Annotated in this window: 20 protein-coding genes; 8 read left to right on the forward strand and 12 right to left on the reverse strand. The window is 64.9% G+C overall.

Annotation, left to right across the window (positions count from 1 at the left end; all coding sequences use genetic code 11):
• Positions 1–143 precede the first annotated feature (143 nt).
• Entirely contained in the window at positions 144–2309 is a 2166-nt protein-coding gene (locus SO140_RS18510; RefSeq protein ID WP_449380444.1) for an anthranilate synthase component I, read from the forward strand.
• Between the two features lie 9 nt (positions 2310–2318).
• Positions 2319–2858, forward strand: a complete 540-nt coding sequence (locus SO140_RS18515; protein WP_498542906.1) for an adenine phosphoribosyltransferase — start codon at positions 2319–2321, stop codon at positions 2856–2858.
• 74 nt (positions 2859–2932) lie between these two features.
• Here SO140_RS18515 and SO140_RS18520 read toward each other — a convergent pair whose 3' ends face one another.
• From SO140_RS18520 to smc, 7 genes are all read right to left on the reverse strand, one after another.
• Positions 2933–3265, reverse strand: a complete 333-nt coding sequence (locus SO140_RS18520) for a GIY-YIG nuclease family protein (RefSeq protein WP_449380442.1) — start codon at positions 3263–3265, stop codon at positions 2933–2935.
• An 82-nt stretch (positions 3266–3347) separates the two neighbouring features.
• On the reverse strand, positions 3348–4016 hold the full coding sequence (locus tag SO140_RS18525) for a hypothetical protein (RefSeq protein ID WP_498542907.1): 669 nt from the start codon (positions 4014–4016) through the stop codon (positions 3348–3350).
• 60 nt (positions 4017–4076) lie between these two features.
• Complete coding sequence (locus SO140_RS18530) at positions 4077–4829, reverse strand: P-loop NTPase family protein (RefSeq protein WP_498542908.1); 753 nt, start codon at positions 4827–4829, stop codon at positions 4077–4079.
• Between the two features lie 221 nt (positions 4830–5050).
• Positions 5051–6253 (reverse strand): M48 family metallopeptidase, encoded by a 1203-nt coding sequence (locus SO140_RS18535; RefSeq protein ID WP_449380439.1) that lies wholly within the window; start codon positions 6251–6253, stop codon positions 5051–5053.
• Positions 6254–6285: 32 nt separating this feature from the next.
• Entirely contained in the window at positions 6286–6846 is a 561-nt protein-coding gene (locus SO140_RS18540; protein ID WP_027524255.1) for a LemA family protein, read from the reverse strand.
• Between the two features lie 145 nt (positions 6847–6991).
• Complete coding sequence (locus tag SO140_RS18545) at positions 6992–7972, reverse strand: small ribosomal subunit Rsm22 family protein (protein ID WP_498542909.1); 981 nt, start codon at positions 7970–7972, stop codon at positions 6992–6994.
• 131 nt (positions 7973–8103) lie between these two features.
• On the reverse strand, positions 8104–11568 hold the full coding sequence (smc, locus tag SO140_RS18550; protein WP_498542910.1) for a chromosome segregation protein SMC: 3465 nt from the start codon (positions 11566–11568) through the stop codon (positions 8104–8106).
• An 86-nt stretch (positions 11569–11654) separates the two neighbouring features.
• On the opposite strand from smc, the gene SO140_RS18555 reads away from it, so the two are divergent.
• Positions 11655–11870, forward strand: a complete 216-nt coding sequence (locus tag SO140_RS18555) for a hypothetical protein (RefSeq protein WP_498542911.1) — start codon at positions 11655–11657, stop codon at positions 11868–11870.
• A gap of 90 nt (positions 11871–11960) precedes the next feature.
• Here the strand turns inward: SO140_RS18555 and SO140_RS18560 are convergent, their stop codons facing one another.
• From SO140_RS18560 to SO140_RS18570, 3 genes are all read right to left on the reverse strand, one after another.
• On the reverse strand, positions 11961–12233 hold the full coding sequence (locus SO140_RS18560; protein WP_449380435.1) for a hypothetical protein: 273 nt from the start codon (positions 12231–12233) through the stop codon (positions 11961–11963).
• Between the two features lie 468 nt (positions 12234–12701).
• On the reverse strand, positions 12702–13358 hold the full coding sequence (locus SO140_RS18565) for a DsbA family protein (RefSeq protein ID WP_449380434.1): 657 nt from the start codon (positions 13356–13358) through the stop codon (positions 12702–12704).
• A gap of 131 nt (positions 13359–13489) precedes the next feature.
• Positions 13490–13969, reverse strand: a complete 480-nt coding sequence (locus SO140_RS18570) for a DUF721 domain-containing protein (RefSeq protein WP_498542912.1) — start codon at positions 13967–13969, stop codon at positions 13490–13492.
• Positions 13970–14138: 169 nt separating this feature from the next.
• Between SO140_RS18570 and mutY the strand changes: the two genes are divergently transcribed.
• Together mutY and SO140_RS18580 are read left to right on the forward strand one after the other, a co-directional pair.
• A complete protein-coding gene (gene mutY, locus SO140_RS18575; RefSeq protein WP_449380432.1) occupies positions 14139–15260 on the forward strand; it encodes an A/G-specific adenine glycosylase in 1122 nt (373 codons plus the stop codon).
• A gap of 70 nt (positions 15261–15330) precedes the next feature.
• A complete protein-coding gene (locus tag SO140_RS18580) occupies positions 15331–15750 on the forward strand; it encodes a PaaI family thioesterase (protein WP_449380431.1) in 420 nt (139 codons plus the stop codon).
• Between the two features lie 3 nt (positions 15751–15753).
• Here SO140_RS18580 and SO140_RS18585 read toward each other — a convergent pair whose 3' ends face one another.
• Positions 15754–17037, reverse strand: a complete 1284-nt coding sequence (locus SO140_RS18585; protein ID WP_449380430.1) for a flavin-dependent oxidoreductase — start codon at positions 17035–17037, stop codon at positions 15754–15756.
• Between the two features lie 122 nt (positions 17038–17159).
• Between SO140_RS18585 and SO140_RS18590 the strand changes: the two genes are divergently transcribed.
• On the forward strand, positions 17160–17780 hold the full coding sequence (locus SO140_RS18590) for a glutathione S-transferase family protein (protein WP_498542913.1): 621 nt from the start codon (positions 17160–17162) through the stop codon (positions 17778–17780).
• Between the two features lie 105 nt (positions 17781–17885).
• Here the strand turns inward: SO140_RS18590 and SO140_RS18595 are convergent, their stop codons facing one another.
• The gene (locus SO140_RS18595) at positions 17886–18803 is read right to left on the reverse strand and encodes a LysR family transcriptional regulator (RefSeq protein WP_449380428.1); all 918 of its coding nucleotides are present in this window, start codon (positions 18801–18803) and stop codon (positions 17886–17888) included.
• 90 nt (positions 18804–18893) lie between these two features.
• On the opposite strand from SO140_RS18595, the gene SO140_RS18600 reads away from it, so the two are divergent.
• Both SO140_RS18600 and SO140_RS18605 read left to right on the forward strand, forming a co-directional pair.
• The gene (locus SO140_RS18600) at positions 18894–19337 is read left to right on the forward strand and encodes a nuclear transport factor 2 family protein (RefSeq protein WP_449380427.1); all 444 of its coding nucleotides are present in this window, start codon (positions 18894–18896) and stop codon (positions 19335–19337) included.
• A 211-nt stretch (positions 19338–19548) separates the two neighbouring features.
• On the forward strand, positions 19549–21558 hold the full coding sequence (locus SO140_RS18605; RefSeq protein WP_498542914.1) for a HAMP domain-containing methyl-accepting chemotaxis protein: 2010 nt from the start codon (positions 19549–19551) through the stop codon (positions 21556–21558).
• Positions 21559–21588 lie beyond the last annotated feature (30 nt).

The raw sequence follows: 21588 nt of genomic DNA on the forward strand, positions 1-21588 counted from the left end.
GTGGCGCACCTCCTAAAGAGGTGGCCGGTGCGATTTCATTTTCCCAAATCGTCGAAGGTCGCCAACGCAGAGCGGCGGCCTGATCGTTTGTCCTGTGTGGCGTTCCCTCGGCAAGTCTCGTAAGAGGAGCCCAAGAGGATCACATGAACAGGACAGTCTTTGCCCTTCCGGCCAGAAGCGACTATGTGACCCGCGCGGGTCTCGCGATCACGCGCGTGGCGGAGCAATTCAGTGGCGGCGCCAGCCGGCTCGACGATCTCGTCAACCTGCTCGACCGTCGCCGCGGTGTGGTGCTGTCGTCGGGCACCACCGTGCCCGGCCGCTACGAGAGTTTTGACCTCGGCTTCTCCGATCCGCCGCTCAAGCTCGAAACATCAGGCGTCAATTTCCAGCTCGAAGCGCTGAACCAGCGCGGCCAGGTGCTGATCGCCTTCCTCGCCGATGTCCTGCGCGAGCCCTGCGTGGTGATCTCCGAGAAGACGGCCTCGCGGCTTGCCGGCCACATCATCCGCGGAGATGCGCCGGTCGAGGAGGACCAGCGCACGCGGCGCGCCAGCGTGATGTCGCTGGTGCGCGATCTCGTCAGCGCCTTCTCCGCCAATGATGACGGGCTGCTCGGCCTGTTCGGGGCGTTCGCCTACGACCTCGTCTTCCAGATCGAGGATCTCGTGCAGAAGCGCCCGCGTGAAAAGGACCAGCGCGACATCGTGCTCTATGTGCCCGATCGCCTGCTCGCCTATGACCGCGCCACCGGCCGTGGCGTGGTGCTGAGCTACGACTTCACTTGGAAGGGCAAATCGACCGAAGGTCTGCCGCGCGAGACCGCGGACAGCCCGTATCTCAAGACGCCGCGGCAGGGCTTTGCCGATCATGCGCCCGGCGAATATCAGGCGACGGTCGAGACCGCGCGCGCGGCCTTTGCCCGCGGCGATCTCTTCGAGGCCGTGCCGGGACAGCTCTTCGCCGAGCCCTGCGAGCGCTCGCCTGCGGAAGTGTTCCAGCGTCTCTGCGTCATCAACCCGTCGCCCTACGGCGCGCTGATGAATCTCGGCGACGGCGAGTTTCTCGTGTCGGCTTCGCCGGAGATGTTCGTGCGCTCTGATGGCCGTCGCGTAGAGACCTGCCCCATCTCGGGCACCATCGCGCGCGGCACGGATGCGATCGGCGATGCCGAGCAGATCCGCCAGCTCCTGAACTCGGAGAAGGACGAGTTCGAGCTCAACATGTGCACCGACGTCGATCGTAACGACAAGGCGCGCGTCTGCGTGCCCGGCACCATCAAGGTGCTGGCGCGGCGGCAGATCGAGACCTACTCAAAACTTTTTCACACCGTCGACCACGTCGAAGGCATGTTGCGTCCCGGCTTCGACGCGCTCGATGCATTCCTCACCCATGCCTGGGCCGTCACCGTCACCGGCGCTCCGAAGCTCTGGGCGATGCAGTTCGTCGAGGATCACGAGCGCTCGCCGCGCCGCTGGTATGCGGGTGCGATCGGCGCGGTGAATTTCGACGGCAGCATCAACACCGGCCTGACCATTCGTACCATCCGCATGAAGGATGGGCTTGCCGAGGTGCGTGTCGGCGCGACCTGCCTGTTCGACTCCGATCCGGCCGCTGAAGACCGCGAGTGCCAGGTGAAGGCCGCCGCCCTGTTCCAGGCGCTGCGCGGCGATCCGCCAAAGCCTTTGTCGACCTTCGCGCCCGATGCGACCGGCTCGGGCAAGAACGTGCTGCTGATCGACCATGACGACAGTTTCGTGCACATGCTCGCCGACTATTTCCGCCAGGTCGGCGCCAGCGTCACCGTGGTCCGCTATGTGCATGCGCTCGACATGCTCAAGCAGAAGACATGGGATTTGCTGGTGTTGTCGCCCGGACCAGGCCGCCCGGAGGATTTCGGGATCAAAAAGACCATCGACGCGGCGCTTCAGAAGAAGCTGCCGGTGTTCGGCGTCTGCCTCGGGGTGCAGGCAATCGGCGAATATTTTGGCGGCGAGCTCGGGCAACTGACGTATCCCGCCCACGGCCGGCCCTCGCGGGTGCAGGTGCGGGGTGGGCGCCTGATGCGCAACCTTCCGAATGAGATCGTGATCGGCCGCTATCATTCGCTGTATGTTGAGCGCGACAGCATGCCGGAAGTTCTGTCGGTCACGGCGAGCACCGAGGACGGCGTCGCCATGGCCCTCGAGCACAAGACGTTGCCGGTCGCCGGCGTGCAGTTCCATCCGGAGTCGCTGATGTCGCTCGGCGGCGAGGTGGGTTTACGAATTGTCGAGAACGCATTCCGGCTGAGTGCGGGCGTCGATTGAGAGGCACCAATGACTTTTGACTACGATCTGAAGGCGAGCGTTCGAACGATCCCCGACTATCCCAAGCCCGGGATCATGTTCCGCGACATCACCACGCTCCTGGCCGATGCGCGCGCGTTCCGCCGCGCGGTCGACGAGCTCGTGCATCCCTGGGCCGGTAACAAGATCGACAAGGTCGCCGGCATGGAGGCGCGCGGCTTCATCCTCGGCGGCGCGGTGGCGCATCAGCTCTCGGCCGGGTTCGTACCGATCCGCAAGAAAGGCAAGCTGCCACACACCACGGTGCGCATCGCCTATTCGCTGGAGTACGGCATCGACGAGATGGAGATGCATGTGGATGCGGTCGCGCCCGGCGAGCGCGTCATCCTGGTCGACGACCTCATCGCCACCGGGGGCACCGCCGAGGGCGCGGTGAAGCTGCTCAGGCAGATCGGCGCCAACGTGGTCGCGGCCTGCTTCATCGTCGACCTGCCGGAGCTCGGCGGCGCTGCCAAGCTGCGCGCCATGGACGTGCCCGTGCGTACCCTGATGACGTTCGAGGGGCATTGAATAGAGCCGCGTAGGAGATGCGCTCCCTCTTCCGCACGCGGGAGAGGTGAAGGAGCCCGCGGCAAGCGCTGGCCTTAGATCGCCTCGGCCTTCAGCTCCGACAGCCAATGTAGCATGCGCTCCTTCAGCAGCGCGTCGCGGACATAGCTCACGTCCTCCTCGTCCAGCCGCTCGCATTCGGCGAACCTGATGCCCGCGGCGCCATGCGCGTTCCATGCCGCCTGAAGGGAGCGGCAGGGATGTCCGCCCTGGCGCAGCGTGAACCAGATCCGGTTGGGGACCTTCTCCAGATCGAGTGCCTGGCCGACCCAGGCTTCGCCTGTCGCCGCGCAGCGGACGACGTAGATGCCGCCGGCGGCCTTGCGCTCCTTGTAGGCGGCAATCGCGGCCTTTCGGTCGATGCTCATTGGCTCGGTCTCGCGGGGAATGGTGTCGCGCGAGGTCATACAAGCCGCTAGGCGATCAGTCAATATTACCCGGGTAAAATAATTAAGAACTCTGCAGAATCAGGCTGAGCTCGAGCTCCCGGAAGGCGAGATAGTTCCGCCGGATCCACTGGTGCAATTCGGTCGACGAGTCCTTCTCCTGGCGCAGATAGCCGGTGAAGGAGAAGTTGAGCCGGTCGATATAGGTCTTCAGGAAGCCCGGCAGCGCCGGCAGACGGAACAGCCGTCCGCCGGCCATGGCAGACGGCAGCTCGCCGCGGACGACATATTCGTTGTCCACGGTGATCAGGCTGATCCGCGGGATCTGCTGGCGCAGCATTTCATGCGCGCGGCTCGACACGCGGTCGGTGTCGGCGACGAACAGGATCATCGGCGCCACGTGGCGGCGGGCGGCTTCCTTCAACAAGCCGATCTCGTCGGTCATCTTGAAGAATTCATCGAAGGCGTGGAAGCCGAGGTCGATCACCTTGCCGAGGCCGTCATCGACGATGACGCGGTCCATGAGCTGCATCTTGCCGTAGGTGTCGATGACGTCGGCCGTCTCGGTGACCTTCGGCAGATAGTCGAGCAGTGACGGTTCCTTCAGATTGACGTCGAAGGCGGCGACATCGCCGTTCTTGAGCAGCAGGAACTCGGTCAGCAAGCGCGCAAGCAGCGTCTTGCCGACCTGCGGTCGGGGGGAGCAGATGATGTAGACGGGCGTGGCGGCCATTGGCAGCTATATCAGGCGGGTTCGGCGCCCAATCCAGCCGCATCCGCAGCTTGCCCGCAACTATTTTTCGCTGCTGCGGGCGGTTGGCTTGGAGCCCACGATGTCGGTCAGCCGGATGCGGTCATACTCGCTCCAGACGTTCGCCAGCCAGTGCCGGACATAGCCGCGCAGTACGAACGAATAGTTCGCGGCCTCGTCGTGGATGCCCTTGTTGGCGACGAATTTCAGGAACGGAACGGACGAAACCTCGACCTGCTCATAGGCCATTTCGTTGAGCTTGGGGATGGTCAGCTCGGTCGCATCCTTGATGCGGTGGAAGTAGGAGTTGTAGGTCGCCTGGTCCCACTGGAAGAACTGGGTGTCGTTGATGAAATTCTTCACCAGGAAATATTTTGCGCCGGTCATGAAGCCTGCGGTCTCTGCGATCTCCTCCAGCGAGGCGATCGAGGGCCCGAGGATGTGGAACACGGCGAAGGTGATCTGGCCGGCCTTGGCGGCGTCGAGGAAGCCGATGTCGCGCAGCGAAGCCAGCGCCGGTGAGAGCAGGCCGGCGCGGACGTCGATCACGGTCACCGACGGGCTCACCGCGTTGAGCGTGTCGAAGATCTTCATCTGATCGGCCGTCGTCGTCATGTCGACGATCTCGGTGATGTCAGGGTGGAAGCGCTTCAGGGTTCCGCGCGGCGACTCCGTGTCGAACGCGCGGGTCGGCACGTTGTTGGCGGAAAAATAATCGAGCAAGGTGCGCGATACCGTGGTCTTGCCGACCCCACCCTTGTCCGCGCCCACCACAACCACTGCCGGCTTTGCCATTGACGTCCCCTAAACGCGCGCCCCCGATCGCGATGCACGATCGGTCAGGTCCCAAATCGACTTTCCCAGCCGACTTGCCCAAGTCTGCTGTTGGGCGCGAACATGGCAGAAACAAGGGAGAATTCAATTCCTCCGGACCTCGTTGCAGCAATTCCCGCGGTTTTTCCCAATCGCACCAAAATCCCTCCGCATCCAGCCTCGTGGCGCGGCAAATTGTGCGATCAATGATGGCCCCAGGGTCCCATTGGATTGCCGACCGGGGTTCCGGGGCGGCTCGGCACGGTGGCATCGGCCGGCGTGCCAGAATCGGTCCACGGGCCGGTGGGCACCGCCGGCGGGATGTCCTGCCGTTCCGCCTGCGTTCCCGATTCCTCGGATTCGTCCGAGGGCGGCGGCAGCGGGCCCGGATCATGGCCACCGGCAAAATTGACCAGCGCCTTGATCCGCGAGTCGACCGAGGGGTGGGTCGCAAACAGGTCGGCGAAGCCCTCGCGGGGATTGTCGACGCAGAGCTCCATCACGGCAGAGGTCGCGCCCGGCAGCTCGCCGCGGCCGTCGATCTTGCGCAGCGCCGAGATCATCGCGTCGGGATTCTTGGTGAGCTCGACCGAGCCGGCATCGGCCAGGAATTCGCGCGAACGCGACAGCGCGAGCTTGACCACCTGCGACACCAGCCAGGCCACCACGATCAGCACGACCGCGATGATGACGACCACCACCGCGCCGCCGCCCGAGCTCTTGCTGTCGCTTGATGACGAGGACGATCGCGACGAGGAGGACGAACCCGACGACCACGAGCCGCCGGAACCGGAGCTCCAGCTGAAGCTCGTGAACATGCGGAAGAACAATTCGCCGAAGAAGCCGACCACGCCGGCGATGATGACGGCGACCACCATCAGCTGCACGTCGCCGTTCCTGATGTGGGTCAGCTCGTGGCCCAGCACCGCCTCGATCTCCTGGTCGTTCAGGGCTTTCATCAGACCCGTGGTGACGGTGATCGCATATTGCCGCGGGTTGAGGCCGGTCGCGAACGCGTTCAGCGCCGGGCTCTCCATGATCTTCAGCTTCGGCATGGTGATGCCACGCGAGATGCAGAGATTTTCGAGGAGATTGTAGAGCCGCGGCTCTTCCTGTCTTGTCACGTCGTGGCCGCCGGTGACGGCATCGATCATCGACTGGTGGAAGAAATAGGCGATCACGATCCAGGCGATCGCCGCGGCGGTCGCGAAGGGCGATGCCTTGATCAGGTCGGAGAGAGCGTGGGTCAGATAATAGGCGACGGACTGATTGCCGTTGATGACGACTTCGGCGATCAGCGCGCCGGCATAGACCAGCACGTAGAACAGCAGGAACAGGCCCGCGAGCAGCACCATCGAACGAAACCTGTTCGAGGCGATATGCGTGTAGAGACCATACGCGGCCATGGCGCGCTGTCCTGCCGGTCTATCGTTTCAGATCAGAACTTGACCTGTGGCGCCGCCTCGACCTCGGTGCGGCTCGCGCCGAGATCGAAGAACTCCTTGCGCGTGAAGCCGAACATGCCGGCGAACAAGGCGGCGGGCATCTGCTGGATGCCGGTGTTGTATTCCTGGACCGCGTTGTTGAAGAAACGGCGGCTCGCCGCGATCTTGTTTTCGAGGTCCGAGAGCTCGCTCGCGAGCTGCTGGAAATTGGCGTTGGCCTTGAGGTCGGGATAGGCCTCCGACAGCGCGATCAGCCGGCCGAGCGCGCCGGAGAGCTGGTTCTCGGCCGCGGACACCTGCGCCGGTCCCTGCGCCGACATTGCCGAATTGCGCGCCTTGATCACGTCGTCGAGCGTGCCGCGCTCATGCGCCGCGTAGCCTTTCACGGTCTCGACCAGGTTCGGGATCAGGTCATGCCGCTGCTTGAGCTGCACGTCGATGTCGGCAAAGGCCTGGCCCACACGCTGGCTCAGCGCCACCAGGCGGTTGTAGGCGCCGAAGGCGAACAGCACGAGGACGACGATGACGCCGAGAACGATCCAGCCGGTCGACATGGAGAACTCCTGAAGGGGAAGAAGGCGGATAGCGTAGACCAAAACGACGCCGGGCGGCAGGCCGGCGCGCAAGGCAGGCAAAAGGCAAGTAAGGCTTGGTCGGGCGCAAGCCTATTCCAGTTCAAGAGAAAAGCACTGATCGAGGTTAACTTTCGGCCATGACGGCGTCGCCCCAACGCCAGCGGCGGGCACCCGCATAGGCCGCCTTGTCCCGGCGCGGCACCTTCGCGAGCTCGGCGCCTTGCTCGGTGCAGAGCTTGGCCGTGATCTCGGCCTTGCCGACATCAGGCTCTGCCAGCACGCGTGCAAAGCGCGCGGCGACAGGCGCGCGGGTCAGCGCCACATAAATGAACTTCTCGTCCTCGAAGGGGACCTCGGCGCCCTTGAGCTGCCGGTGCGCCTGTGAGCGCGGCAGGCGCTGGGCAAAATGGCACCAGTCGGGCGGTGTGAGCGGGCAGGGTTTGTCGTGCGGGCAGGGCGCCGCGACATGCGCGCCTGATGCAATCAACTGCTGACGCAGCGCAAGGATACGTGCGTAGCCGGCTGGCGTGCCGGGCTCGATCACGACGAGGGCGTGCCGGGCTTTCGCCCACATCGCGTCAGCGAGCGCGCGCTGGTCGTGCTCGCCGAGCTCACCGATCAAATAACTCGCGATGACGAGATCGGTGGGCGTGGCCCCCGCGAGGTTCGCGGCGGCGTCGCCCGGCAAATAGCTGATGTCAGCCAGTCGCGTGCTGTCACGCGCAAGCTCGAGCGCCAGGCTGCTCAACGTGCGATTCGCGTCGAGCAGGGTGAAGGATTGCAGCGAGGCAAAAGCTTCCGCGGCCGCCCAGCTCGCGGTGCCCGGCCCTGCGCCGACATCGAGCAGGCTCTCGGGAGCAAGCTCCGGCACGATCATGGTGAGCGCATTCAGGCTTGCAGCGACGGCGGCATAGGTCGCCGGCATGCGAGCGAGCGCATAGGCGAGTGCATCAGCTTCGGATTTGATGGCGGCGGAGCCACCGCCAGCGCGATAGGTGTTCGAGATGCGCCCGGCCCGCTGCGCGGCGTCAGTGCGGGAAAAGCCCACGAGCTTGGCGTCAAGCGCGGCTTTGAGCTCGGCAGGAAGGGTAGGGGAAATCATCATCCATCGTCATGCCCCGCGCAGGCGGGGCATCCAGTACTCCGAGACAGCGCCGTTCAACCGAGAGGCCGCGGCGTACTGGATCATCCGCTTTCGCGGATGATGACGTCAATGGGTGTGGAACGACTGCCGCTTCACGCCACGTTCTGGTCGAGAATGTCCACCGCCTCTGCCAGGCTCACCGACACGAGCTGCGAGACGCCGCGCTCGGCCATGGTGACGCCGAACAACCGGTTCATTCGCGCCATGGTGATCGGATTGTGCGTGATGATGATGAAGCGTGTGTCGGTCGAGCTGGTCATCTCGTGCAGGAGGTTGCAGTACCGTTCGACGTTGTGGTCGTCCAGCGGCGCGTCGACTTCGTCCAGCACGCAGATCGGCGAGGGGTTGGTGAGGAACACCGCGAAGATGAGCGCCATCGCGGTCAGCGCCTGCTCGCCGCCCGACAGCAGCGACAGCGTCTGAGGTTTCTTGCCCGGGGGCTTTGCGATGATCTCGAGACCGGCTTCCAGCGGATCATCGCTCTCGATGAGGTGCAGAGCCGCCTCACCGCCGCCGAACAGTTCGACGAACAGGCGCTTGAAGTGGTTGTTGACGACCTCGAACGAGGTCAACAGCCGCTCGCGGGCCTCCTTGTTGAGGCTCTGGATGCCCTGGCGCAGCCGCTTGATGGCTTCGACGAGGTCGTCGCGCTCGGTGGTGAGGCCGGTGTGCTGGGTCTCGACCTCCTTGAGCTCTTCCTCGGCGCGCAGGTTCACCGCACCGAGGCGCTCGCGGTCGCGGCGCATCTTTTCGAGGTCCTCCTCGATCTCGTGCAGCGGCGGCAGCTCCGCGCCGGGTTCGATCTCGGCAAGGCCGGCGACGGCCTGCGGCTCGACCTCCAGCATGTCGCGGATTTCGCGCTCGATGTCTTCCAGACGGCGCCGCGCGCCTTCCATGCGCTCCTCGGCACGCGCGGTCGCTTCGCGGGCGCTCGACAAGGCTTCGAGCGTCAGCTTTGCGACACGATCGGTCTCGGCCATGGCGGTTTCGGCCTCGGCGAGCGCGTCGGCGGCCACGCGGCGGTCGTTCTCGGCGTATTCGATCTCGTTGATCAGCGCGCTGCGCTTCTCGGCGAACACGGCAGGCGCATTCTCGAGATCGCCGCGCTCGACCGAGACCTCGGTGATGCGAGCCTGGATGGTGTCGATGTGGGAGGCCGCGCTTTCCTTGCGGTTCTGCCATTCGGTGCGCTCGGCGAGGATCGCCTGCACGCGACGATCGGCGAGCTCGGCCTCGCGCGCCAGCGCCTGTGCCTCGGCACGGACCTGGGCGGCCATGCGGCGCTGGCCCTCGATGTCGCTGCGCACGGCCGCGAGCCGCACTTCGGTGTCTTCGCTCGACGGCAGCTCGGAGATCGCGGCTGCCGCGTATTCATGCGCAGCCTCGGCCTCGGCGCGGTCGGCGGCGAGGCGGCTGTGCGCCTCCGACAGCGCCGACTTGCGCGCGGCGTGACGGTTGATCTCGCGCTCGGCGGTGGCATGGCGCTCGCGGGCGGCATTGAGCTCGCGCTGCGCTGCGCGCCAGGCCTCACGTGTGGCGCCTTCGGTGCTGGCGGCCATCTGCAATTGGCCTTCCGCGTTCTCCAGCGCCTGGCGCTTGATCTGCGCGTCGATGCGGGCCTGCTCCAGCTCGTTCTCGATGTCGACGAGGCGGGCGCGTTCGGCGAGCCGTCGCGCGGCGCCAGTCGGCGCGTGAGCTGCAGCGACAAAACCGTCCCAGCGCCAGACGTCGCCTTCGGGCGAGACCAGGCGCTGGCCGGTCTTGAGCTGCGAGACGAGCTCTGCGCCGCGTTCGCGCGGCACGACGCCGATCTGCGCCAGTCGGCGCGAAAGCTCGATCGGCGCCTGCACGTGATTGGCGAGCGGCACGACGCCCTCGGGGAGCGCCGGATCGCCTTCCGTGACGCCGGCATTGGTCCAGCGCATCGGCGCGGAGGGATCGACGGGCGCATCGAGGTCGTCGCCGAGCGCAGCGCCGATCGCCTTTTCAAAACCCTTGTCGACGGTGATGCCGTCGATGATCGGCGGCCACAGATTCTTGGTCTCGCCGTTGACGATCTTGGAGATCGTGCGCGCCTCGGTTTCAAGACGCTGCACGCGCTTGTCGGCTTCGTTCAGCGGCGAGCGCGAGGATTCCAGCGTCTGGCGAGCCGCGACATGCGCGGCTTCGCTGTCCTGCGCCGCGGCCTCGGAGGCTGCCAGCGTCTGCTCGGCATTCTCGACGGCAGCGGTCAGCTCGTCGAGATCACCGAAGCCGCCGGTCTCCTCCGCAAGCTTCTGCTCTTCCGCTGCGACATTCGCGATCTCCTGGTCGAGCCGCGCGAGCTTGTCGCGGTGGGTGCGGACATTGGCTTCGAGTTGATTGCGCTTGGCGGTGAGGTCGGCAAGCGCCGTGGTCAGCTCGGAGAACTGCTGTTCGGTCTCGGTGAGCGTCGCCTCGGCCTCGGACACGCGCTCATCGACACCGGAGCACTTCTCGACGCGCGACTTGATTTCTTCCTTCAGCTCCAGATCCTCGGCGTCGAGCCGATGAAGCGCCACGTCGGCATCCATGGTCTGCTGCTGCGCGCGGGCGATGTCGCCCTCGAACTGAGCCAGTCGGCGCTCGAGCTCGGTAACGCGATCCTTTGCGCGCACTTCCTCGCGATCGAGCAGCTCGCGTGCATTGGTCAGCCGTTGCAGGCCTGCCGCGGCGCGCGCTTCGGCATCACGCAGCGCCGGCATCCCGGCGGCGCGGATCGCCTGGATGCGGGCGGCTTCGGCCTGGTGCTGGGTGCGCTCGGCCATCTCGCGAACCGCGAGATCATGGGTGTGGCCGGACTCATTGACCTCGGCATGGGCGCCGACCCAGCGGAGATGGAATAGCGTGGCCTCGGCCTTGCGCACCTTGGCTGCGACCTCGCGATAGCGCACGGCCTGGCGGGCCTGCTTCTTCAGGCCTTCCATCTGACCGGAGAGCTGGCCGATCACGTCCTCGACGCGGGTGAGGTTGGTTTCGGCCGCCTTCAGCCGCAGCTCGGCCTCGTGGCGGCGGGCGTGCAGGCCGGCAACGCCGGCGGCATCCTCGAGCACGCGGCGGCGCTGCTCGGGTTTGGCCTGGATGATCTCGCCGATCTTGCCCTGGTGGACGAGGGCCGGCGAGCGCGCGCCGGTGGCGGCATCGGCAAAGAGGATCTGCACGTCGCGGGCGCGCACGTCGCGGCCGTTGATGCGATAGACCGAGCCCGCCTCACGCTCGATGCGGCGGGAGATTTCGAGAAGCTGGCTGTCGTTCATCGCCGCCGGCGCGGTGCGATCGGCATTGTCGATCGTCATCGTCACTTCGGCGTGGTTGCGCGCGGGGCGATTGCCGGAGCCTGCGAAGATCACCGCGTCCATGTCGGCGGCGCGCAGCGATTTGTGCGAGGTTTCACCCATCGCCCAGCGCAGCGCTTCGACCAGGTTCGACTTGCCGCAGCCGTTCGGTCCGACGACGCCGGTGAGGCCCGCTTCGATCACGAAGTCGGTGGGCTCGACGAAGGACTTGAAGCCATGAAGGCGCAGGCGGGTGATCTTCATAAAACACGCTTCTCTGTTGGCAGGACGCGAATCTCCCTGCCGTGACAATACCATAGAAGGCAAATGTCGGGGTCCGGATGAGTCGCTTGATGCGGCTCATGCGGCTGGACAATGGCCGCGCCGGCGCGTCAGGGCAACCGGCGAAAGCCGCTTTTCACAAGGGATTTGAGGCTTCGCAGGTCGCGAATCAGGATCAAAACGTGAAGATCAGCTCTTCAACAGGGGGCATGATTTTCGGCAGGTGTGTCGGCATTTATCAACAGCAAACAAAGCTTTGGGCGTTGGTCGGGCAGGGGAGTTAGAGCGCTCGGCAAACGAGCCATTGCCCGCGCCGGAGTTGGTCCTGACGTGACGATCCAGCTATTTGCCAAGCCTTCGGGTTGCATCGCCGCTCAGGTGGCCTTTTCCTTGAGGTCAAAATCCATTGTCCAGGTCGACTTGCCTGGCTGCTTCCGGAATATCCAGATCGTCAGAGTTGAGCCGGTTGGAATGACGATACTGTCGCCCTCGAACATCGTGAACTGCCGGATATTGTTTTCTGTCGCCCAGATTGAGTGAGAATAGACGTCCTTGCTGCTTGTTTTGGTGCAGCTCAGAACCCCTCCATTCTGAACAGCGCACGTGATCGTTTGGCTCACGGAAGAGTCCATATGGATGGTGGTCATCTGGCATTCTCCAAAAAAAGATATGAATGAACGCCCTCATGCTCTCGCAGGTTGTGATTGTGGTCAAGGAACAATCTCTGACGCGGCTTCGCTTACATCCTTGACGGGAGCGGACAACCAATTTCCGAGGGGGTGGTCGGCTTGGCTCTACGTTGTCTGCCGCGCCACAACTCGGCTCTTTGCCTACCTCCGAACCACCAGACGGGCTTCTTCACTACCTCACGGAGCAGCAAGAGGCCCATCTGCCCGCCCGCAGCGCATCTCGGTTCGGAAGACGTGATTTTGCAAGTACTTCCAGTCCAATGCCAAAGCTTCGCTTTCTCGATGGACCGCGCTGCTCGGATATGTACTGAAGAAATTCACGTAACTGTCGGCAACTCGTGGCTTAACTAGTTTGGTTGCGACGTCGCTATCGCAAGGCGCCACGCAAGCTCGGCTCGCGTCTCGGAAATCGGGGGCGAAGCCAGATCAGCTCTTCAACAGCGGATTGATCTTCTTCGCGAATTCCTCGAACGAGGCCTCGCCCTTGATCTTCTCGCCGTTGATGAAGAAGGTCGGCGTCGAATCGACCTTCAGAACCTCGCTCGCATATTTCTGGTCGGCGGCGATCTTGTCGAGCAATGCCTGGTCCTTCAGGCAGGCCTCGACCTGGCTCTGCGAGAGGCCCGCCTGCTTGCCGATCCGCGCGAGCGTCTCCGTGGTGTTCTTCGTCACCCAGTCGGCCTGCGAGCGGAACAACATGTCGGTGACGGCGAAAAATTTCGGCGCGTCGCCATTGGCGATGCAGCGCGCCAGCATCGAGCCGGCGGCGGCCTTGATGTCGAGCGGGAACTCGCGGAAGATGTAGCGCACCTTGCCGGTGTCGATGAATTCTTTCTTGATCTTCGGGAACACCTGCTCGTTGAAGGCCGCGCAGTGCGGGCAGGTCATCGAGGCGAATTCGGTGATGGTGACGGCGGCGTTGTCCGGACCGAGCGCCATGTCGGGCAGCGACACCGGTTTGGCGACGTCGGAGGCGCTCTGCGCCATGGCCTCGGTGATGAGCCGCAGTGGCGACAACCCGGCGGCCACGGCAAGTCCGGTCAGCGAAAGCATCGTGGTGAAGACGCGGCGGGTGATCATCAAAGGTCCAACTCCCGAAATTGGCGTGGGCACGCCCAAAGTTCGCCGATTGAGCGGCCTGTCGCTAGCTTGAAACCGCAATGGAGGCAATGGCGGGCCGCAACAACGGCTCCAGATTAGCGGCGGAATGAGGCTCAATTTCGCTTGATTGCAGCGCCCAGTCGCGCCAGCGCGTCCCGCAATTGTTCATCTTCGATATTGCCGAGGGTCTCGGCCACCTTGGCCACCGCCCCGGCATCGGGTGGGCGGGGCCGGGCCGGGCGGCCGCGGCTCGACAGCGGGGCCTGGCGGAAGGCGAGCTTGCCGACCGCGTTCCAGCCGAAGAAGCGGTTGACCCGCTCCAGGATGACGTCGGCGGAGTGCTGGATCTCCAGCGCCATCGGCCCCTCGACCCGCAGCACCAGCGTCGCTGGTTCCTGTGGCTGGCCCTCGACCGGCCGCGGCCATTGCATCTTCAACGGCTCCGCATGCGTGGCGATCTCGGAGCCGGCGATCTCGCCCCACCGCGTTACCAATTCGCGCGCGGCAAAGCCCTGCTTGGCATAGGCCTCGGCAAAGACGTCGTTGAGCAGGATCGACAGCGGCTTTGCGCTGATGGGACCGGGTTTGGACATGGCTGCCTTATATCATCATATCATCGTGCGACGCTGACCAGAAATTATCCGGCGTCATGCCGGGCCGAGCCCCGGCCATCCACGTCGTGCCGTGAAGAAAGGCGTGGATGCCCGCGACAAGCGTGGGCATGACGTGGAGAGTTCGGTGCGACGTCGATACAGTGTCAGCATGAGCCCCACACCCGCCCTGAAGGCGAAATCGGAACCAGTTCGGCCGGAAGTCTCCGCGCGTCCTTTGGCGCTGCTCCAATGGTACGACCGCCATCGCCGCCGGCTGCCATGGCGCGCGGCGGCGGGCGAGACGCCGGATGCGTACCGAGTCTGGCTGTCGGAGATCATGCTCCAGCAGACCACCGTCAAGGCGGTCGGGCCCTATTTCGCAAAATTCGTCGCGCGGTGGCCTGATGTCACGGCGCTCGGCCACGCCTCGCAGGACGACGTGCTTCGGATGTGGGCCGGGCTCGGCTACTATTCGCGGGCTCGCAATCTCCATGCTTGCGCGGTCGCGGTGGCGCGCGAGCATGGCGGCATTTTTCCAAATACCGAAGAGGGCCTGCGCGCATTGCCGGGGATCGGGCCTTACACGGCGGCGGCGATCGCGGCGATCGCTTTCGACCGCCGCACCATGCCGGTCGATGGTAACATCGAGCGGGTGGTGTCGCGGCTGTTCGCAGTCGAAGAGGAATTGCCGCAGGCAAAACCGCTGATCCAGCAATTGGCGGCGACGCTGCTCGCGGATTCCCGCGCGGACGACGGGAAGTCTCGCGCCGGCGACAGCGCGCAGGCGCTGATGGATCTGGGCTCCTCGATCTGCACGCCGAAGAAGCCTGCGTGTTCGCTGTGTCCGTTGAACGAGGATTGCGTCGCGCGGGTGCAAGGCACGCAGGAGACGTTTCCACGCAAAGCGCCGAAGAAGAGCGGCACGCTGCGCCGCGGCGCGGCCTTCGTTGTCGTTCGCGGCGATGAGCTGCTGGTCCGCTCGCGGTCCGAAAAGGGCCTGCTCGGCGGCATGACCGAGGTGCCGGGCTCGGACTGGCTCGCCGGGCAGGAGGACAAGGCTGCGCGTGCGCAGGCGCCTGAGATCAAGGGCCTCACCCGCTGGCAGCGCAAGCTGGGCGTGGTCACCCATGTGTTCACGCATTTCCCGCTGGAGCTCGTGGTCTACACCGCCGAGGTCGACAGCCGCACCCGCGCGCCAGGGGGCATGCGCTGGGTTCCGATCGCAACCCTTGCCAATGAGGCGCTGCCCAACGTCATGCGCAAGGTGATCGCGCACGGGCTGGATCTCTAGCTCCGCGCGCACTCCTGACAGGATGCTGGCAGCAGCGCTGCGGTATCGCGAAGCTAGATGGAGGCTCCCGATGGTCATGACCGCGCTCGACGATTTCAACATGCCACCCTGTGCCAAGCTCCTGGGCTGGCGCCTCTTGGACGCCCGGCCCGAGCAGGGCTGGATCAAGCTTGGCTTCGAGGGCAAGCCGGAGTTCTGCAATCCTGCCGGCTTCATCCAGGGCGGCCTGCTCTCGGCGATGCTCGACGATACGATGGGTCCGGCGGTGTTCGTGATGAGCGAGGGGAGGCTTTACACCACCACAATCAGCATGACCGTGAATTTTCTCGCTCCGGCCAGGCCCGGCCCGATCATTGCCGAAGCCAAGGTGACGCAGCTCGGCAAGACGATCGCGTTCGTCGAAGGCAAGCTGATGACCGAGGACGGCACGCTGCTCGCAACCGCCAGCGCGACCGAACGGCTGCTCGAGGCCGCGCGGGTGATGCGGTGAGGCTCAGGCGCTCGCTCCTGTCGCGTGCTGTCGCGACACGATCGGCGGCTTGGCGTTCAGCGCTTCGACCTGGAAGCCGGCGACACGCTTGTAGTTCGCGGCGATGTCTTCCAGTTCCTTCTGCGACAGCACGTCGGTGACGACGTCGTAGCCATCAGGCGCGCGCTCCTCGACGAGCTGCATCACCTGCTCCGGGCCGTTCTTGCGGTTGAGCAGCACGAGATCGGTCGTCGCCGGTCGGCGCTCGGCCTCATAGGCCGATAGCGCTGCATTCGTCAGTCCATTCGCAAGAATCTCGCGGGTGATCACGCGGGCATCGAGGATCGCCTGCGAGGCACCGTTCGAGCCGATCGGATACATCGGGTGCGCGGCATCGCCCATCAGGGTGACGCGGCCAAAAGTCCATTGCGAGATCGGATCGCGGTCGACCAGTGGATACTCGTAGGCGTGCGGGCAGTTCTTGATCAGGCCGGGCACGTCGAGCCAGTCGAACTGCCAGCTCTCGAACCACGGCAAGAACTCCTCCAGCCGCGCGGTGCGGTTATAGTCCTCGCGCCGCCACTGATAGGTCGGCGGCATATGCCGCTCGGCGACCCAGTTGATCTGGTGGCTGCCGGACGCGTCCGGCGTCTTGGTGATGGGATAGCAGACGAATTTCAGGATCTCGTGCCCGGCCATGATCATGGTGCGGCCGGAGAGGAACGCTTTGGCCGGCGTCACGCCGCGCCAGAGGATGCGGCCGTTCCAGATCGGTGGCCCCTCTTGCGGGTAGAGCTTTTCGCGCACGGCGGAATGGATGCCGTCGGCCGCGATCAGAAGCGCGCCTTCGTAAGCCCCGGCGCGCTTGCCGGTCGCCTTGTCGATGAACTCAGCGCGGACACCGTCGGCCGTCTCGTGCCAGCCGGTGAGATGATGGCTGGTCAGGATGTTCTCGCGGCCGAGCCGCTCGACCGCGGTGTCGAGCAGGAGCTGCTGGAGGACGCCGCGATGGATCGAGAATTGCGGCCATTTGTAGCCAGCCTCCAACCCGCGCGGCTCGCTCCAGATCGGCTTGCCGTGCTTGGAGAAATAGGCGAGCTCGCGGGTGCGCACGCCGCTCGCATCGAGCTTGTCCATCAAGCCGAGCTCGATCAGTTCGCGCACCGCATGCGGCAGCACGTTGATGCCGACGCCGAGCGGTTTCAGCTCGGCGACGCTCTCGAACACTTTTGCGGGCACACCGATCTGGTGCAGGCTGAGCGCAAGCGTCAACCCGCCGATGCCGCCGCCGGCGATAAGGACCGTCATGTCAAATCCCCCGTTTGCGGGGTCTTCGCACGGGAGGCGGTCGTCGGCAACTGCGAAGAGAGCAGCCTATGGACGCCGCGCCGGCCTGCCGTTAACGTTGCCCTTTCGGTACGAGGTCTCCCATGCTCAAGCTCTACTACACACCCGGCACCTGCGCGGTCGCCTCCCACATCGCCCTGGAAGAGGCCGGGGCCGACTACACGACTGAACGGGTCGACTTCAAGACCAACCAGCAGAACAGCCCGGACTACCTCGCGATCAATCCCAAGGGCCGCGTGCCTTCGCTGGTGACCGATCGCGGGGTTCTCACCGAGACGCCGGCAATGCTTAGCTTCATCGCGCAAATGTTTCCCAAGGCGAAGCTCGCGCCGCTCGACGATGCCTTCGCATTCGCGCAGGCGCAGTCGTTCAATTCCTATCTGTGCTCGACGGTGCACGTGGCGCACGCCCACAAGATGCGTGGCGCGCGCTGGGCGACCGAGGAGACTTCGTTCGCGGACATGAAGCGGATGATCCCGAAGACCATGGGTGCCTGCTTCTCGCTGATCGAGCAGAAGATGCTCGGGGCGCCCTGGGTGATGGGCGAGCAGTACACGATCTGCGATCCCTATCTCCATACGCTGTCGCTCTGGCTCGAAGGCGACGGCGTCGACATCAAGGCGACACCGAAGGTCGCCGATCATTTCAAGCGGATGTCCGAGCGGCCCGCCGTGCGCAAGGTGATGGACGCGCACAAGGCGTGAGGGTCCGCGGATCGTAGGGTGGGTTAGCGAAGCGTAACCCACCTCTTTGATTTCCGCGGAGACAGAAGCGGTGGGTTACGCCTTCGGCTAACCCACCCTACAAAGTTACAAAGCCTTCCGCTTCTCCAACTCCCGTCCCGTCTCCAGCATCAGCCGTCTCAGCCAGATCGAGCCTGGATCCATCTGCGCTCGGGTCGGATGGAACATGAACTGCTCGTCGATGCCGGGATCGAGCGGCGGGGTGACGGTGGCGAGCGCGAACTGCTTCGACAGCGCCGTGATCAGCCGGCGCGGCACGAAGGCGACGAGGTCGGTGCGCGCGGCGACGTGCAGCGCCTCGAGATAGCCGGACACGACCAGCGCGATATGCCGCTCGATGCCCTTGGTGCGTAGCCAGGTGTCGATCAGGTCCTCGGCCTGGCCGCGGATGATGACGGCGACGTGACGGGCAGCGAGGAACGTGTCGCGCCGCTTCAGCTTGGTACCGACGGGATGGCCGCGCCGCACGGCCAGCGCGTCGCTGTCGGTGTAGAGCAGTTGACGGTGAAAGCCCTTGAAGGCGTTGCCGATCGAGATCACGAGATCGATGGTGCGGGCGAACTCCGCGTGGAAGATCGCGGGCCCTCGCCACGGCACCACGTCGATGCGCACATTGGGCGCAAGGCGCGTCACCTTCTCCATCAAGGGCGGCATCAGCAGCTCGACCGCGAGGTCCGGCATCATCAGCCGAAACTGTCGCTCGCTGCGCGCCGCATCGAACTCCTCCGGCACGAAGAGCCCTCGCACCTGGTCGAGTGCCTGGGCGAGCGGGGCGCGCAGGGCCTGCGCCCGCGGCGTCAACTCCATCCGCGCGCCGGTGCGCACCAGGAGCGGATCGCCGAAGATGTCGCGCAGGCGCTGGAGCGCGTGGCTGGTCGCCGGCTGCGACAGCCCGATCCGCAAAGCTGCGCGGCTGACATTGGCTTCGCGCAAGAGCGCATCGAGTGCGTTCAGAAGATTGAGGTCAAGCGAATGCAAATTCATGAAATGAATAGATATCATATCCATTATCGATTGGAAGAATTCGCGTGAGGCGACGATGATCCGGGCGGACTCAAGCAAAGGAGAGCCATCATGAGCGCTGCCGCCAACAAGAAACTGATGCAGGATATTTTCGCCGCCGCCGCGAATCCCGACCCCGAGGTACGCGACCGCGCGCTGTTCATCGCAAGCCTTGCGGAGGACGCCAAATGGGTCGTCACCGGGCAATATTCCTGGTCGCGCACCTTCACCGGCAAGGATGCCATCCTCAACGACCTGCACGGCCATGTCCGCTCGCGCCTTCGCGACCGCACGCGCACGGTGGCGCACCGCTTCATCGCCGACGGCGACGTCGTTGTGGTCGAGGCCAAGGGCGACAACGTCACCAAAGAAGGCGTTCGCTACGACAACGACTATTGCCTGGTGTTTCGACTCGAGGACGGCAGGATCAAGGAGATCCGCGAGTATTGCGACTCGGTCCTGACCGAGAAGGCGCTGGGCCCGTTTCCGCAAGCCCCAAGCAGGGCCGCGGGCTGATCCGGTTCGCATTGTCTCACGGTTGCGGTCCAGTCCCGGGGATGCCTTTTTCGCACGAGCTTGGGTCCGGGTTCCATCGGAGTCCACGCGAAGCGGGTGAAGGACACAATTAACAAGTGTCGCGCATTGTCTCGCGGCGGAGCACGAGTCGCCGGGCGATTTCAGGTTCGTCCGGCTGCCCCGCGTCTCTTGCTAGGGGTGGACAGAGGAAATGGCGGGCGTTCGTTTGAAGATCAGGGGGCGTCTCTACGCCGGCTTCGCAGCTCTGGTGGCGGTCGGCCTGATCATGGCCGCAGTCGCGGTCTGGAATCTGTGGGCCGTCCAGGACCAGGTCTCAAAGGCGTCGGCTCTCTCGGACAGCACGGCGCGGGTCCTGGAAATATCGGGCCATCTGCAGGCGATCCAGCGGGCCAACCTTCGCTACATTCATGATGGGAACGAGCCGTCTCTCAAGGAGGCTGGCGACCGCGAGGCCGCGGCGACCCAGCTGCTTCAGGTGGGAGCAAAACAGACACTCTCCGAGGAGCGGCGAAAGCTCTACAACGATCTCGCCAGCGATATCGCAAAGATGCGGACCCTGCGCGACGATCTGGGCGATGCCGTCAACGAGATGAGGACGGGCAGGGCGACCCTGTTGCCGGGTGGTGACGATCTGGCCGCCAAGACCGCCAAGCTGGTCATCGCTGCGCGCATCTCCCACGATGCCGACGTCGCAGCCGCGGTCGCGGATCTCGAATCCAAGATCGTTCTTGTCCGGATTGCGAACTGGCGCTTCCTGGCCTTGCGCGACAGCAAGGGGGCTTCTGCCTTCAGGACGAGCGTGGAGAATACGCAACAAAAACTCGACGCGCTCGAGAGTGCTGCGCTGCCCGAGGCGGTCCGGTCCGCGATCGCACCGGTGAAGGCCTCGCTGACGATCAACAAGAACGCCTTCGAGACGACATCCGCCGCGATGCTCAAGTCGGACGACATCTACAGCAACAACCTCGCGCCCCTGATCGTCCGAAGCATCGACAAGCTCAAGGTCGCGGAAAGCGGATTGAAGACGGAAAATCAGGCATCGCGCGCAGCGGCCGAGGCTATCATCGCGAGCACGACGTCGATCCAGGAGGCGGCCGGCGCCCTGGCCCTCCTGTTCGGCTGCATCGTCGCCTTCCTGATCGCCCGCAGCATCGTCGGACCACTCACCTCGATGACGCGCGCGATGGGATCGCTAGCCGGCGGCGACCTTGGGATCGAGATCCCCGGACGGGGCAATCGCGACGAGATCGGCGACATGGCGAAAGCGATCCATGTCTTCAAGGACAATATGATCGAGACCGAGCGCCTGCGCGCCGAGCAGAAGGAGCTCGAGGCGCGTCAGGCCGAGCAGCGCAAGGCCGGCATGGTCGAGCTCGCCGACCAGTTCGAACAGGCGGTGGGCGAGATCGTGGAGGCGGTTTCATCGGCGTCGGGCGAGCTGGAAGCGTCGGCCGGCACGCTGACCACGACCGCCTCGCGCGCCCAGGATTTGTCGACGGAGGTCGCAGCCGCCTCGCAGGAAGCCTCCACCAACGTGCAGGCTGTTGCGTCGGCGACCGAGGAGCTCTCCTCGTCCGTGGGCGAGATCGCACGCCAGGTGCAGGAATCGGCACGCATCGCCAATGAAGCCGTGGCGCAGGCGGGCAGGACGAACGAGCGGGTCGGTGAGCTCTCGAAGGCGGCCGCCCGGATCGGCGACGTCGTCGAGCTGATCAGCACGATCGCCGGCCAGACCAACCTTCTGGCGCTGAACGCCACCATCGAGGCCGCGCGTGCGGGCGAAGCCGGCCGCGGCTTTGCCGTCGTCGCCACGGAGGTCAAGGCATTGGCCGAGCAGACCGCGAAGGCGACCGGCGAAATCGCCCAGCAGGTGTCCGGCATCCAGGCGGCGACCGAGGAGTCGGTCGGCTCGATCCGGGAGATCGGCGGCACCATCGAGCGGCTGTCGGAAATTTCAGCAGCGGTCGCGGCCGCGGTGGAAGAGCAGGGCGCGGCGACGCAGGAGATCTCGCGCAACGTTCAGCATGCGGCGCGCGGAACGCAGCGCGTCTCGACCAATATCGGCGACGTGCAGCGCGGCGCCTCGGAGACCGGCTCGGCGTCCTCGCAGGTGCTGGCGTCCGCCAAGTCGTTGTCGGCGGACAGCAGCAGGCTGAAGCTCGAGCTCGCCAAGTTCCTGAACTCGGTGCACGCCGCCTGATCGTCGGTAGCTGCGCCTCGCGAACACTGG

The organism is Bradyrhizobium sp. UFLA05-108, assembly GCF_059803455.1.

What these genes read in the sequence shown, in the direction of transcription:
- SO140_RS18590 (WP_498542913.1), top strand. Translation starts at nt 17,160, where the DNA reads ATGCTCAAGCTCTACTACACACCCGGCACCTGCGCGGTCGCCTCCCAC.
- SO140_RS18595 (WP_449380428.1), bottom strand. Translation starts at nt 18,803, where the DNA reads ATGAATTTGCATTCGCTTGACCTCAATCTTCTGAACGCACTCGATGCG.
- SO140_RS18535 (WP_449380439.1), bottom strand. Translation starts at nt 6,253, where the DNA reads ATGGCCGCGTATGGTCTCTACACGCATATCGCCTCGAACAGGTTTCGT.
- SO140_RS18515 (WP_498542906.1), top strand. Translation starts at nt 2,319, where the DNA reads ATGACTTTTGACTACGATCTGAAGGCGAGCGTTCGAACGATCCCCGAC.
- SO140_RS18605 (WP_498542914.1), top strand. Translation starts at nt 19,549, where the DNA reads ATGGCGGGCGTTCGTTTGAAGATCAGGGGGCGTCTCTACGCCGGCTTC.
- smc (WP_498542910.1), bottom strand. Translation starts at nt 11,568, where the DNA reads ATGAAGATCACCCGCCTGCGCCTTCATGGCTTCAAGTCCTTCGTCGAG.
- SO140_RS18580 (WP_449380431.1), top strand. Translation starts at nt 15,331, where the DNA reads ATGGTCATGACCGCGCTCGACGATTTCAACATGCCACCCTGTGCCAAG.
- SO140_RS18570 (WP_498542912.1), bottom strand. Translation starts at nt 13,969, where the DNA reads ATGTCCAAACCCGGTCCCATCAGCGCAAAGCCGCTGTCGATCCTGCTC.
- SO140_RS18530 (WP_498542908.1), bottom strand. Translation starts at nt 4,829, where the DNA reads ATGGCAAAGCCGGCAGTGGTTGTGGTGGGCGCGGACAAGGGTGGGGTC.
- SO140_RS18560 (WP_449380435.1), bottom strand. Translation starts at nt 12,233, where the DNA reads ATGACCACCATCCATATGGACTCTTCCGTGAGCCAAACGATCACGTGC.
- SO140_RS18520 (WP_449380442.1), bottom strand. Translation starts at nt 3,265, where the DNA reads ATGAGCATCGACCGAAAGGCCGCGATTGCCGCCTACAAGGAGCGCAAG.
- SO140_RS18510 (WP_449380444.1), top strand. Translation starts at nt 144, where the DNA reads ATGAACAGGACAGTCTTTGCCCTTCCGGCCAGAAGCGACTATGTGACC.
- mutY (WP_449380432.1), top strand. Translation starts at nt 14,139, where the DNA reads ATGAGCCCCACACCCGCCCTGAAGGCGAAATCGGAACCAGTTCGGCCG.
- SO140_RS18585 (WP_449380430.1), bottom strand. Translation starts at nt 17,037, where the DNA reads ATGACGGTCCTTATCGCCGGCGGCGGCATCGGCGGGTTGACGCTTGCG.
- SO140_RS18600 (WP_449380427.1), top strand. Translation starts at nt 18,894, where the DNA reads ATGAGCGCTGCCGCCAACAAGAAACTGATGCAGGATATTTTCGCCGCC.
- SO140_RS18525 (WP_498542907.1), bottom strand. Translation starts at nt 4,016, where the DNA reads ATGGCCGCCACGCCCGTCTACATCATCTGCTCCCCCCGACCGCAGGTC.
- SO140_RS18545 (WP_498542909.1), bottom strand. Translation starts at nt 7,972, where the DNA reads ATGATGATTTCCCCTACCCTTCCTGCCGAGCTCAAAGCCGCGCTTGAC.
- SO140_RS18540 (WP_027524255.1), bottom strand. Translation starts at nt 6,846, where the DNA reads ATGTCGACCGGCTGGATCGTTCTCGGCGTCATCGTCGTCCTCGTGCTG.